This is a genomic window from Sulfitobacter sp. SK012 (genome assembly GCF_003352085.1).
Lineage (GTDB): Bacteria > Pseudomonadota > Alphaproteobacteria > Rhodobacterales > Rhodobacteraceae > Sulfitobacter.
Genome location: NZ_CP025804.1, coordinates 3,081,568 through 3,094,404, shown reverse-complemented (window position 1 = coordinate 3,094,404; position 12,837 = coordinate 3,081,568). Strand labels below are relative to the sequence as shown.

The 12,837-nt window shown below is 51.3% G+C and carries 16 protein-coding genes; 14 read left to right on the top strand and 2 right to left on the bottom strand.

Features of this window, described 5'->3' with window-relative positions; translation table 11 throughout:
• Positions 1 to 13 precede the first annotated feature (13 nt).
• Both C1J03_RS15145 and C1J03_RS15140 read right to left on the bottom strand, forming a co-directional pair.
• Entirely contained in the window at positions 14 to 349 is a 336-nt protein-coding gene (locus C1J03_RS15145) for an ArsR/SmtB family transcription factor (RefSeq protein ID WP_114887349.1), read from the bottom strand.
• Positions 350 to 410: 61 nt separating this feature from the next.
• A complete protein-coding gene (locus tag C1J03_RS15140; RefSeq protein WP_114887348.1) occupies positions 411 to 782 on the bottom strand; it encodes a hypothetical protein in 372 nt (123 codons plus the stop codon).
• A gap of 70 nt (positions 783 to 852) precedes the next feature.
• Between C1J03_RS15140 and C1J03_RS15135 the strand changes: the two genes are divergently transcribed.
• The 14 genes from C1J03_RS15135 to hemA all read left to right on the top strand — a co-directional run bounded on the left by C1J03_RS15135 (position 853) and on the right by hemA (position 12,770).
• Entirely contained in the window at positions 853 to 1,593 is a 741-nt protein-coding gene (locus C1J03_RS15135) for a cytochrome c biogenesis CcdA family protein (RefSeq protein WP_114887347.1), read from the top strand.
• 16 nt (positions 1,594 to 1,609) lie between these two features.
• Positions 1,610 to 2,173: a thioredoxin family protein gene (locus tag C1J03_RS15130; RefSeq protein ID WP_114887346.1), complete on the top strand. Its 564-nt coding sequence runs from the start codon at positions 1,610 to 1,612 to the stop codon at positions 2,171 to 2,173.
• A gap of 118 nt (positions 2,174 to 2,291) precedes the next feature.
• Positions 2,292 to 2,765 (top strand): sulfur oxidation c-type cytochrome SoxX, encoded by a 474-nt coding sequence (gene soxX, locus C1J03_RS15125; RefSeq protein WP_114887345.1) that lies wholly within the window; start codon positions 2,292 to 2,294, stop codon positions 2,763 to 2,765.
• Between the two features lie 32 nt (positions 2,766 to 2,797).
• Positions 2,798 to 3,214, top strand: coding sequence for a thiosulfate oxidation carrier protein SoxY (gene soxY, locus C1J03_RS15120; RefSeq protein ID WP_114887344.1), 417 nt, complete (start codon positions 2,798 to 2,800; stop codon positions 3,212 to 3,214).
• A gap of 21 nt (positions 3,215 to 3,235) precedes the next feature.
• Complete coding sequence (soxZ, locus tag C1J03_RS15115) at positions 3,236 to 3,565, top strand: thiosulfate oxidation carrier complex protein SoxZ (RefSeq protein WP_114887343.1); 330 nt, start codon at positions 3,236 to 3,238, stop codon at positions 3,563 to 3,565.
• 24 nt (positions 3,566 to 3,589) lie between these two features.
• Complete coding sequence (gene soxA, locus C1J03_RS15110) at positions 3,590 to 4,435, top strand: sulfur oxidation c-type cytochrome SoxA (protein ID WP_114887342.1); 846 nt, start codon at positions 3,590 to 3,592, stop codon at positions 4,433 to 4,435.
• A 94-nt stretch (positions 4,436 to 4,529) separates the two neighbouring features.
• Positions 4,530 to 6,233, top strand: a complete 1,704-nt coding sequence (gene soxB, locus C1J03_RS15105; RefSeq protein WP_114887341.1) for a thiosulfohydrolase SoxB — start codon at positions 4,530 to 4,532, stop codon at positions 6,231 to 6,233.
• Positions 6,234 to 6,259: 26 nt separating this feature from the next.
• Entirely contained in the window at positions 6,260 to 6,694 is a 435-nt protein-coding gene (locus C1J03_RS15100; protein ID WP_114887340.1) for a DsrE family protein, read from the top strand.
• Between the two features lie 36 nt (positions 6,695 to 6,730).
• Positions 6,731 to 7,999 carry a sulfite dehydrogenase gene (gene soxC / locus C1J03_RS15095; protein WP_114887339.1) on the top strand — a complete coding sequence of 423 codons (1,269 nt, stop codon included), beginning with the start codon at positions 6,731 to 6,733 and terminating at the stop codon, positions 7,997 to 7,999.
• Positions 7,983 to 9,029: a c-type cytochrome gene (locus C1J03_RS15090; protein WP_114887338.1), complete on the top strand. Its 1,047-nt coding sequence runs from the start codon at positions 7,983 to 7,985 to the stop codon at positions 9,027 to 9,029. The genes soxC and C1J03_RS15090 overlap by 17 nt, the downstream gene beginning before the upstream one ends.
• 3 nt (positions 9,030 to 9,032) lie before the next feature.
• The gene (locus C1J03_RS15085) at positions 9,033 to 9,737 is read left to right on the top strand and encodes a c-type cytochrome (RefSeq protein WP_114887337.1); all 705 of its coding nucleotides are present in this window, start codon (positions 9,033 to 9,035) and stop codon (positions 9,735 to 9,737) included.
• 27 nt (positions 9,738 to 9,764) lie between these two features.
• Positions 9,765 to 11,030: an NAD(P)/FAD-dependent oxidoreductase gene (locus C1J03_RS15080; protein ID WP_114887336.1), complete on the top strand. Its 1,266-nt coding sequence runs from the start codon at positions 9,765 to 9,767 to the stop codon at positions 11,028 to 11,030.
• An 82-nt stretch (positions 11,031 to 11,112) separates the two neighbouring features.
• Entirely contained in the window at positions 11,113 to 11,550 is a 438-nt protein-coding gene (locus tag C1J03_RS15075) for a DUF302 domain-containing protein (RefSeq protein ID WP_114887335.1), read from the top strand.
• Positions 11,550 to 12,770, top strand: a complete 1,221-nt coding sequence (gene hemA / locus C1J03_RS15070) for a 5-aminolevulinate synthase (RefSeq protein ID WP_114887334.1) — start codon at positions 11,550 to 11,552, stop codon at positions 12,768 to 12,770. The genes C1J03_RS15075 and hemA overlap by 1 nt, the downstream gene beginning before the upstream one ends.
• Positions 12,771 to 12,837 lie beyond the last annotated feature (67 nt).

Here is a 12,837-nt window from a genome sequence, read left to right as displayed (position 1 = left end):
TGCAGCGTCCCAATCACTTTTCGCGACAGAACAGATCGTACACGACCTCCATAATTTGTTTAGGACGGTCATCTTTCAAACTATAATAAATGGTTTTTCCATCACGCCGCGGCGTGACAAGACCTTCCAGGCGCAGACGCGAAAGCTGTTGTGATACAGACGCCTGTCGTGCGGACAATAACTCTTCAAGTTCCGTTACAGATTTTTCACCCGAAGCAAGGTGACACAGGATCATCAAACGCCCTTCATGGCTGATTGCTTTTAAGAAGTTGGACGCCTGCAAGGCATTGGCTGCCATTTTGTCCATATCTTCTGCGCACATGTTAACGTCAAAAATTGGTAAGCCCATTTTTTCCTCAGTGTTTGGAAGAGCATTGGCAACTATAGCCGTGTTATGAGGGTTCATATACTTAGCTTCCCGTTATATCAATCTTGGCTCTGATAAGCATTTTCTCAAGCAATCCCCAAAAGAAATCTTCCCCGGGATACCCTTCGATACGAGACACCTCTGTTTCGTCAACCACCAGAACGAATGTTGGCGTAAAACTGAGCCGGCGGGCAAAGGTAATGCCTTCGGGTCGTTTGGCGTGAATATCTATTCGCTGAAGAGGCGCGGCTTTGCCTTCGTCGGTCTTCGGGTAGATATGTGAAATTTCGTCGTTCCACCGTTCGCACCAGATGCAGCCATGTTCCTCAACCATAATCAAGATGGCATCAGCCGTGGCTGTGACCGTTGAGGATAAGCTCAAAAAGAGGCTGATGACTAGAGGGCGGATTAACATACTAAATTGACCTTTGCCTAACATACAACGTAATGTGAATATGTAAGTTGTACAAGGACAAGTGGCAGTTATGATGGAGATTTCCTATTTAGGCGCTGCTTTTGCAGGTCTGTTGTCGTTTCTGTCGCCCTGCATTCTGCCAATCGTGCCCTTTTACTTAAGCTATCTAGCTGGCGTAGGAATGAACCAAATATCTGCTGATGCTGATATTGATCCAAAAACACGCAAACGCGCCGTTGTTGCTGCCTGCTTTTTCGCAGCCGGTGTCATCACAATCTTTATGGGATTGGGGGCCGCGGCTACTGCCTTTGGTCAGTTGGTGCGCGAGTATTTTGACGTCCTTAGATGGCTTGCGGCCGCGATCATTATCGCGATGGGACTGCACTTTTTAGGGCTGATCAGGATTGGGTTTCTGTATCGTCAATTGCGGGCAGATACCGGCGATACATCAAATGTCAGTCTTCTTGGGGCCTATGCTATCGGCCTTGCCTTTGCGTTTGGTTGGACACCGTGCGTTGGTCCGGTGCTGGCTGCGATCCTGTTCACAGCGGCAGGTGCCGAAACTGCGACAACAGGGGCAGGGCTATTGTTCGTTTACGGTTTGGGGATGACAGCGCCTTTCATTCTCGCGGCTCTATTCATCGGTCCTTTCATGCGGTGGATGGTTCGTTTCCGCCGCCACCTTGGCTTGGTCGAGAAGATTATGGGCGCGATGCTGGTCCTGTTTGGGGTTTTGATTGCAACCAACTCGGTGAACTATATTGCGCAATGGATGCTCGGAATTGCGCCCGACTTGTGGCTTTTGCTCTAACCTTTGAGGATACTCAATGAAGACTCTACTGACTGCTTTTGCCGTCTTCCTGGCGATGACACTTCATTCATTTGCTACCGAAGTCGGAGACGATGGCCTGCACAAAGCGCCGTGGATGCGCGACACCTTTAAGGATCTGGCTGAGGATCTGGAGGAGGCGAATGCAGAAGGCAAACGTCTCATTGTTATGATTGAGCAGCGGGGATGCATCTACTGCAAAAAGATGCATGAAGAAGTATTCCCGATTGACGAAATAGCTTCATTCATTGGCGATAACTACTTTGTCGTCCAGGTCAACATGTTCGGCGATGTTGAGGTCACTGATTTTGACGGCACGACGCTTCCCGAGAAAGACATGGTGAAGAAGTGGGGCGCATTGTTCACGCCCATGGTTCTGTTTTTTCCCGAAGAAGTTGGGCCTGATATCTCTGCGATGCAGGCTGCCGTTGCGAAAATGCCAGGGGCGTTCGGGCAACACACAACCTACAACATGCTTAACTGGGTCGTGGAGAAAGGCTATGATGGAGACGAAAGTTTCCAGAAATATCATGCGCGTAAGTTTGCAGATCGGAACGACTAGAACCCTTTTTTTGGGGCCTTTGCCAGTCATATATTTGAATTCAAACAGTTGAATTTGTTGTTGCGTCATCACAGCTTCGTGCGCTACGGTATACAAAACGTAGTGTTTGGGAGGACGCATGAGGATTCTTTTTACAGCCGCTTTTCTAGCAGGGACCATCTCATCATATGCCTATGCAGAAGAAGTTTCGCCAACAGCTGTTAGCTTCAATGAAGGCTCTGTTGAGCAGTCCTTGTCCGGTGCTGCCGGTGATGCAGCAAACGGGCGCATCATTGTAGGTGACAAAAAACAAGGCAATTGTGTCGCGTGCCATCAAGTGAGCGATCTTGCGGATGTACCATTCCAAGGTGAAATCGGGCCGATGCTTGATGGCGCTGGCGAACGTTGGTCAGAAGCAGAACTGCGCGGAATCGTTGCAAACGCCAAGGTGATGTTTGAGGACAGCCTGATGCCGTCGTTCTACAAGACCGAAGGCTTCATTCGTCCAGGCAACGCCTATACCGGAGAGGCGGCTGACGATACATTTGGCCCCCTCCTGAGCGCGCAACAAATCGAAGATGTCGTGGCCTATCTGTCCACACTCAAGGAATAATCAATCCCCTTGGGAATGAAGGAGCATTAAATATGGAACTGACAAGACGTAACGCAATCCTAATGGGGGCAGGGGCTTTCCTCGTCGCTGGACTGCCCTTTCGTGCGTCGGCTGCTACAGAGGACGCAATCGCTGCGTTCACGGGCGGAGCCGAAGTTGGCACGGGTGATATCAAGCTGACGGCACCTGAGATCGCAGAGAATGGCAACACGGTGCCAATCGAAGTGTCATCCGATACAGCTGTCGAAATCATGGTCTTGGCGACGGGCAACCCAACACCAAGCGTCGCGACGTTTAAGTTCGGTAAGCTTGCGGCATCGCGGTCAGCCTCGACGCGCATCCGTCTTGCCGGGACGCAAGATGTCTTGGCGATTGCCAAGCTTGAGGATGGTTCATTCGTTCAAGCGTCAAGCACCGTCAAAGTCACAATCGGCGGCTGCGGCGGTTAAAAGAACTCAAGGAGATTTATTATGGCATCTGGTGTAAAGCCTCGCGTCAAAGTTCCAAAAAAAGCAGCGGCTGGTGAAGGGATCACCATCAAAACGCTGATCAGTCACAAGATGGAATCCGGTCAACGTAAAGATAAAGAGGGCAATGTTGTTCCGCGCTCGATTATCAATCGGTTCACGTGCGACTTTAACGGCGAAAAAGTTATTGACGTAACCCTGGAACCCGCAATTTCGACCAATCCGTATCTGGAGTTCGAAGCACTTGTACCCGAAGCAGGCGAGTTCAAGTTTACTTGGTATGACGATGATGGTTCGGTCTACGAAGAATCTAAAAAAATCACCATCGGCTGAACCAATAGTCTTGGGAGGGACATCATGAGAAAATTGACAGGCGCCATTTTGGCTACTTTGTTGGCAACAACGGTCAGCCATGCGGACCCAGTTGACGACAAACTGATCCTGAATGAAGAAACAGAATTGGTTACTCGGACGGCAGCCCCAGCACATGTCTCAGAAGCTCTTGATGAGGTGATGTCAGGCTGGCTGTTCCGCGGTAAAGAAACCCGCGCAATGCAAATGGACGATTTTGATAATCCGGGCATGATCTTTGTTGAAAAGGCGCAAGATGCTTGGGTGACTGCCGAAGGTACCGAAGGCAAGTCCTGCTCGTCCTGTCATGATGACATGGACAGCATGGCAGGCGTCAAAGCGACCTATCCGAAATGGAACGAAGAAGCTGGCGAAGTCCGCACCCTGCAAATGCAGGTGAACGCCTGTCGCACCGACCGTATGGGTGCCGAAGCCTGGAAGTATGATAAAGGCGATGCGATCAACATGGAGGCTGCGTTGTCTTCCGTGTCGCGTGGGCTGCCTGTCAACGTTGCGATCGACGGGCCTGCGCAATCGACTTGGGAGCTTGGCAAAGAGCTGTATTACACACGCACGGGTCAGCTTGAGCTATCATGCGCTAATTGCCATGAAGACAGCTACGGCATGATGATCCGTGCGGACCATTTGAGCCAAGGCCAGATCAACGGTTTCCCGGTCTATCGGTTGAAAAATACAAAGCTGAACGGTGCCCACTCGCGTTTCAAAGGTTGTGTTCGCGACACGAGGGCAGAAACCTACAAGCCGGGAAGCGCCGAGTTCATCGCACTTGAACTATATGTGGCTTCTCGCGGCAACGGCCTGAGCGTCGAAGGGCCCTCCATCCGAAACTAAACTTTCGAACGGCCCCATCCAGGTACTGGGTGGGGCCGTTTTTTTGTTTTAACATTCTCAAATGCGCATACGTGCGCATGATTTGGAGCCTCCAATGATTTCTCGCCGTGACTTTCTGCAAACGACCATGGCTGCGGCTGCCCTCTATGGTGGCTCTGGGTTTGGCAATTGGAGCAGAGTCGCTGCCCAACAGTTGTTGACACAGGACAAGTTGTTGGAGTTTGACACGTATGGAAACGTCTCATTGATCCATATCACGGACATTCATGCTCAGCTGGTGCCTCACTTCTTTCGAGAGCCATCGGTCAATATCGGCGTTGGTAGCAACAAGGGGGCAGTGCCGCATGTTACTGGCGCTGATTTCAGAAAGCTCTATGGCATCGATGATGGTAGCCCTTCCGCCTACGCCCTGACTTACGATGATTTTGCTTCGCTAGCAAAAGGGTATGGTCGCATTGGCGGGGTGGATCGGGTGGCGACTGTCATCAAATCAATTCGTGCAGATCGTCCAGACGCATTGCTACTTGACGGTGGTGATACATGGCACGGTAGCTACACGTGTTATCAAACCCAAGGCCAAGACATGGTCAATGTCATGAATGCGCTTCAGCCTGATGCGATGACCTTTCATTGGGAATTCACTTTGGGTTCAGACCGGGTCAATGAAATCGTGGAAGGCCTGCCGTTCGCGGCACTTGGCCAGAATATATTTGACGCTGAGTGGGACGAGCCAACAGAACTTTTCCCGCCATACAAGTTTTTCGAACGCGGTGGTGTGAAAATTGCCGTTATCGGTCAAGCTTTTCCCTATATGCCTATCGCCAACCCTGGTTGGATGTTCCCGGAATACTCTTTTGGTATCCGTGATGAACGCATGCAGGAAATGGTTGATGAAGTGCGGGCAGCTGGCGCAGAGTTGGTTGTTTGCCTTAGCCACAATGGCTTTGATGTCGACAAAAAGATGGCTGGTAAAGTGACCGGCATTGACGTGATCCTGTCAGGTCACACACATGACGCGCTGCCAGAACCAGTTTTGATCGGCGAAACGGTCATCGTTGCGTCTGGCTCTACTGGTAAATTTGTGAGCCGCGTTGATCTTGACGTGCGTGATGGGCGTATGATGGGCTTTCGCCATAAGCTGATCCCGATATTTTCAGACGTTATCGAGCCTGATGCCGAAGTTGCAAAAGTAATCGAAGAACAGCGGGCACCCCACATGGGTGCGTTGACAGAGGTGATCGGTAAGACCGCTGAAGATCAGACCCTGTACCGTCGTGGTAACTTCAACGGCACATGGGACGACTTGATCTGTGATGCCTTGATTTCAGAACGAGACGCAGACATCGCCCTTTCGCCCGGCGTGCGTTGGGGCCCCTCGATTTTGCCGGGGCAAGATATCACACGTGAAGACATCTGGAATGTCACATCAATGTCCTACGGTGAGGCATACAGAAACGAAATGACTGGGGAGTTCCTTCATGTCGTTCTAGAAGATGTTGCCGATAACCTCTTCAATCCTGATCCTTACTATCAGCAGGGCGGCGACATGGTGCGTGTTGGTGGTCTTGGTTACCGGATCGACATTACAAAACCACAAGGTGAACGGATCACAGAAATGACTTTGCTTAAAACAGGCGAAGCGATTGATCCGTCCAAGACCTATCAGGTCGCCGGTTGGGCATCAGTCAACGAAGGCACTGAAGGCCCGCAAATCTGGGATGTTGTCGAGGCGCATATCGCCAAACAAGATGTTATCTCCCTTGATCCAAATAACAGCGTGAAAGTGGTCGGCGCTTAATACGGCCCGCATTTGGGAGTGAGACTATGATCAAATTACTTGCAACGGCAGTTCTGGTAACCACACTTGCGACAGGCGCGTGGGCTGAAGGTGTGACACACCGCGTTGCCGTTCATGTGGACGAAAACGATCCTCAGGTGATGAACATGGCGCTTAATAACGTGGCGAACTTGACTTCCTATTACGAAGGCCAAGGCGACAAAGTGATCGTCGAAGTTGTCACTTACGGCCCCGGCCTCAACATGCTTATCGACGGCAAAAGCCCCGTTGCAGACCGCGTCGCAACGATGTCGCTTGAAATGGAAAACCTGACCTTTGCAGCATGTGCAAACACGATGGCCGGTATGAAGAAGAAGTCCGGTAAAGATGTCGTTCTCTTGGATGAAGCAGAGGTGGTACCGTCTGGTGTGGTGCAGCTGATTTCGCTCCAAGAAGACGGCTATGCTTACATTCGACCTTAATCATCAAATTTTGACTATAATCGACACGGAGGCGACATGTCAGACCGCAAATCACGCAGAGCGTTTCTAACCAACAGCATAGCCGCTGGAGCGGCGGCTGGACTTGCAAGTAAAGCAAGTGCGCAAACACCTGATTTATTGATCACTGAAGTCCAACCATGGGCACAGGCATTCGGTGATGGTGTCGACGAAACACCCTACGGGCTGCCGATCGAATACGAAAGTGACGTTGTGCGCCGCAACGTAGAATGGCTGACAGCGGACACCGTAAGCTCGATCAACTTTACGCCAATCCATGCGCTGGACGGTACAATCACGCCCCAAGGGTGTGCGTTTGAGCGCCACCATTCTGGCGCGATCGATCTCAAGAAAGAAGACTATCGTTTGATGATCAACGGGTTGGTCGATAACCCGCTGGTGTTTTCCTACGCGGATCTGGAACGCTTCCCGCGCGAAAACCACGTCTATTTTTGTGAATGTGCCGCCAACACCGGCATGGAGTGGGCAGGCGCACAGTTGAACGGTGCGCAGTTTACCCACGGTATGATCCACAACATGGAATACACTGGCGTGCCTTTGCGCACTCTGCTGGAAGAAGCGGGCCTTGATACGGCTGGCGATCTCAAGGACAAATGGGTGTTTGTCGAGGGGGCGGATGCATCTTCAAATGGGCGCTCTATCCCAATGGAAAAAGCACTGGATGATGTGCTGGTGGCTTTCAAAGCCAACGGCGAGGCTTTGCGCAAAGAACACGGCTATCCTGTGCGCCTTGTCGTGCCCGGTTGGGAAGGCAACATGTGGGTCAAATGGATCCGCCGCATTGAGGTAATGGATGGTCCAGTAGAAAGCCGAGAAGAGACCAGCAAATACACTGATGTTTTGGAAGACGGTGTTGCCCGCAAATGGACTTGGGCGATGGATGCCAAATCTGTTGTGACAAGCCCCAGCCCGCAAGCTCCGATCACACATGGCACGGGACCTCTGGTTATCACGGGCTTGGCTTGGACTGGTCACGGTGCAATTACCCGAGTCGATGTCTCCAAAGATGGGGGTATGACGTGGGAGACCGCGCGTCTGGCTAAACCGGGTGAAAAGATGGCGATGACCCGCTTCTATCTCGACACAATTTGGGATGGTTCTGAGATGATGCTGCAATCGCGTGCTATGGATGACACGGGCTATGTTCAGCCAACCAAAACGCAGCTGCGCGAAGTCCGGGGTCTAAATTCCATCTATCACAACAACTGCATTCAAACATGGCTGGTACGCTCTAACGGTGAGGCTGAAAATGTCGAAGTTTCTTAAATCTGCTGTTCTTGTTGCGGCACTTGGATTGATCGCAAGCCCTGCTTTGGCGGAAAAACTTGGCTTAGGTCGAGCTGCGTTGCCTGAAGAAATCGCAGCTTGGGACGGTGACGTGAGCCCCGACGGCAAAGGCTTACCCGCAGGCTCAGGTGACGCAATCGATGGTGAAGAGATTTTTGCCACTCAATGCGCCTCATGTCATGGTGACTTTGCTGAGGGCATTGATAATTGGCCCAAACTGGCTGGTGGTGCTGGCACGTTGGATCATGATGACCCGCTCAAAACTGTTGGATCGTACTGGCCCTATCTGTCCACAGGGTATGACTATATCAAACGGTCCATGCCTTATGGCAATGCAGGCACGCTGAACGATGATGAAGTCTATGCCATTTTGGCGTACATCCTCTATTCCAACGACCTGATCGATGACGATTTCGTTTTGTCGAAAGAGACCTTCTTTGATGTTGAGATGCCTAATGCGGCTGGTTTCGTCGTCGATAACCGTGCCGAAGCGGAATACGCCCAGTGGACAGGCGAGCCTTGCATGGAGAACTGTAAGGATGAGGTAAAGGTGACCATGCGCGCGATGGTGCTGGACGTCACGCCCCAAGAAAAAGGTGTCGCAGAAGCCGCAGGGGTGGAAGTCGCTGAGGTGACTGAAGCGCCGGTTAAAGAAGAAGTAGAAGAGGTTGTGACTGCATCTTTTGACTCTGACTTGGCTGCCAAAGGGGAGAAAGTCTTCAAAAAATGTAAATCTTGCCATCAGATTGGTGAAGGTGCGAAAAACCGGTCGGGTCCAATCCTAACAGGCATTGTCGATAATGCAGCAGGCGCCGTTGACAATTTTAAGTACTCCAAGGCGCTCAAGAAAATGGCCGATGCAGGGCTGATGTGGACCGAAGAAGATCTTGTAGCGTTTCTTGCCAAGCCTAAAGCCTATATGAAGGGGACTAAAATGTCCTTTGCGGGCTTGAAGAAAGAAAGCGATCAGGCGGCGATCGTCGAATACCTGAAGTCGTTCGAGGACTAAGCATTGGGTATTCGTTTGCAAACTTCCTTGACCCTTGCTGCATTCTTCGCAGCAGGGGTCGCTTGGGCCAATGAATTTGGCGATCCTGAAAAGGGCGCTGATGTCTTCAAAAAGTGCAAGTCCTGTCACCAGATTGGTGAAGGTTCGAAGAGCCGTATCGGGCCGCAGCTGAACGGCGTTTTTGGCCGCGTCGCAGGGTCTGTGGACGGTGTTAAATATTCCAAGAGCATGTTGCGTGCCGGTGATGACGGTCTGGTTTGGACCGAAGAAACGCTAGACGCCTATATCGAAAACCCAAAGGCTCTTATCTCGAAAACGCGGATGAGCTTTCGCGGGATATCTGATGCGGAGCAACGATCAGACTTGTTGGCATACTTGAGGGTCTATTCGGACAACCCCTCAAACATTCCAGAGGCGGAACCGACTGCCACCGGAACAGATCACGATATCGATCCAGCAATTCTCGCAATTGTTGGTGACCCCGAATACGGCGAATACCTCGCCAGTGAATGCATGACCTGCCACCAAGTCAGCGGTGACGATGATGGCATCCCCGGCATCAATGGATGGCCTACGGAAGACTTCGTTGTTGCCATGCACGCTTACAAACGAAAACTCAGACCACACCCCGTCATGCAAATGATGGCAGGACGCTTGTCTGATGAAGAGATCGCAGCGATTGCTGCGTATTTTAAGGACTTCGAATAAGAGGTAATACTCTGGGAGGAGAAAACCATGAAACTGAATAGACGTTTATTCCTAGGTACGGGCGCTGCAGCAGCAGCGACGCTTGCCGCACCAACTGTATTTGCAGACGGCCACAGCAAACCGCGTGTAGTCGTCGTTGGTGGTGGTGCCGGTGGTGCAACTGCAGCGCGCTACATCGCCAAAGACAGCAAGGGTGAGATCGCCGTTACGCTGATTGAGCCAACGCGCATGTACTACACATGCTTCTTCTCGAACCTCTATCTGGGTGGCGTTAAAGAGATTGATGATCTTGGCCACTCCTACGGCAACTTGGCCGCCGGTGGCGTGAATGTCGTACATGATTGGGCCGTTGGTGTTGATCGCGATGCCAAAACTGTCGCATTGGCCGGTGGCGGTTCTGTGCAATACGACAAGCTGATCCTGTCACCCGGCATCGACTTTGTTGAGGGTGCCGTTGAAGGTTGGGACTTGTCCGCACAAAACGCGATGCCACACGCTTACAAAGGTGGCTCGCAAACTGAGTTGCTCAAAGCGCAGATCGCTGCAATGCCAGACGGCGGTACATTTGCGATGGTCGCACCGCCAAACCCGTTTCGCTGCCCTCCTGGCCCGTACGAGCGGGTTTCCATGGTTGCGCACTATCTCAAATCTAACAACCCAACAGCCAAGATCATCGTGGCCGACCCTAAGCCTAAGTTTTCAAAGCAGGGCTTGTTCCAGGAAGGCTGGGGAAACCACTATGAAGGTATGATTGATTGGATCGGCGAAGACTTTGGTGGTGGCAACGTATCTGTTGATCCGGCTGCAATGACCGTGACAATTGACGGTGAAGTCACCAAAGTTGATGTTTGTAACGTTATCCCAGCCATGAAGGCTGGGCGTATCGCAGAGCTTGCCGGTGTGACGGATGGTAACTGGGCAACAGTAAATGCGGCTGACATGTCAACTAAGGCGGATGCTGACATTTACGTACTCGGGGATGCATCGTCGCAAGGCGACATGCCGAAGTCTGGTTTCTCTGCCAACAGCCAAGCCAAAGTTTGTGCCAATGCAGTGCGCGGTGCTTTGACAGGATCCAAAGTGTTCCCCGCGAAGTTCTCGAACACCTGCTGGTCGCTGATTGATACTAACGATGGTGTCAAAGTTGGTGCAACTTATGAAGCGACGGGTGAGAAGATTTCTAAGGTCGACGGCTTTATCTCACAGACTGGTGAAAGTGCCGAGTTGCGCAAAGCGACCTACGAAGAGTCCGAGGGCTGGTACAAAGGTATCACCGCTGACATGTTCGGATAACAATCTAGAGAGCCATGATTTCTATCAAGGCTCTCTACCAGGGTTTTTGTAGGGTTAACCAACCAAAAGGGGGAACTAATTTATGAAGTCATTTTTGATAAGTGTGCTGCTAAGTTTTGCTATCACCGGGCTAGCCCAAGCAGATGGAACATCAACGGTCTATGATTTTGACGGTAGTTTTGACGATGCAACATTCAGCGTCGAAAGCGCGATTATCGGAAAAGGCCTAGTAATCGACTACGTCAGTCACACTGGAGAAATGTTGAATCGTACCGGTGCTGATACTGGCAGTGACGTGAAGCTCTTTGACGAAGCTGATATTTTTATCTTTTGCTCTGCAGTTGTCTCAAGAAAAGTCATGGAAATTGACCCCATGAATATCGCGCATTGCCCGTACGGGATTTTTGTTGCCGAACGTGAAGGCAAGGTCATGGTTGGATATCGCAACTATCCAGAGGGTGCGATGCAGGAAGTGCAGAGGTTGTTGGACGGGATTGTCCAAGAAGCGGTGGGGGAATAATGGATTATCAGACGTTTTTCAAAGGTGCGCTAGACCGGTTGCGCGACCAAGGTAACTACCGGACCTTTGCAGAGCTTGAGCGCCATTGTGGGTCTTTCCCTCGTGCCACATCACATGGCACCGCAAACGCTGACGTTATCATCTGGTGTTCAAATGACTATCTCGGAATGGGTCAACATCCCAAGGTGCTTGAAGCCATGCATGAAGCGCTTGACCGATGCGGGGCAGGGGCTGGTGGTACGCGCAACATTTCTGGAACCACGCACGATCATGTTTTGCTTGAAGCCGAGTTGGCCGATTTGCATGGCAAAGAAGCGGCTTTGCTTTTCACATCTGGCTACGTGTCAAACTCTGCTGCAATCAGTACGCTGGCAAGTCGTATCCCTGATTGTGTTATTTTATCGGATGCCCTTAACCATGCGTCAATGATTGAAGGTATCCGGCATTCTAAGGCCGAAAAGATAATCTGGGCCCACAATGATTTGACTGACCTAGAGGCAAAGTTGGCATCTTTGCCATTGAAACAGCCTAAACTGATTGCATTCGAAAGCGTGTACTCAATGGACGGTGACATTGCACCGATCGCCGAGATCTGTGATCTTGCAGACAAGTACAACGCGATGACTTATCTTGATGAGGTTCATGCAGTTGGCCTTTACGGGCCAAGAGGCGGGGGCATTGCTGAACGTGAAGGCCTGATGGACCGCCTCACCGTGATCGAGGGAACGCTTGGAAAAGCGTTTGGCGTAATGGGTGGGTATATCACAGCCTCAGTCGAACTTTGTGATTTCATCCGCAGCTTTGCTAGTGGGTTCATTTTCACCACGGCAATCCCACCGGCGATTGCTGCTGGTGCCGCGGCTTCAATCCGTCACCTAAAGAACAGCAATGTGGAACGAGACATGCAGAAAGAAAAGGTGGCACAGGTCAGAAACCGGCTTGAAGCACTCGGCATTCCGCACGTCAAAAACCCGAGCCATATTATCCCTGTGATGGTGGGTGATCCGGTGAAGTGCAAATATATTTCTGACATTCTACTGAAAGACCATGGTATTTACATCCAGCCTATCAATTACCCAACGGTACCAAAGGGGACTGAGAGACTGCGGATTACGCCATCACCCGTGCATTCAGCTGCGGACATTTTGCATTTGACCGATGCACTTGGGGAACTTTGGGAACAGTGCCAGCTGGCCCGTATGCCGCTGGCGGCACAATAGATGAAAGGGTTTCCTGATCTCCCCCCGTTATGGTGGCTGGGCAGTATTGGGATAGTTTACCTTGGCA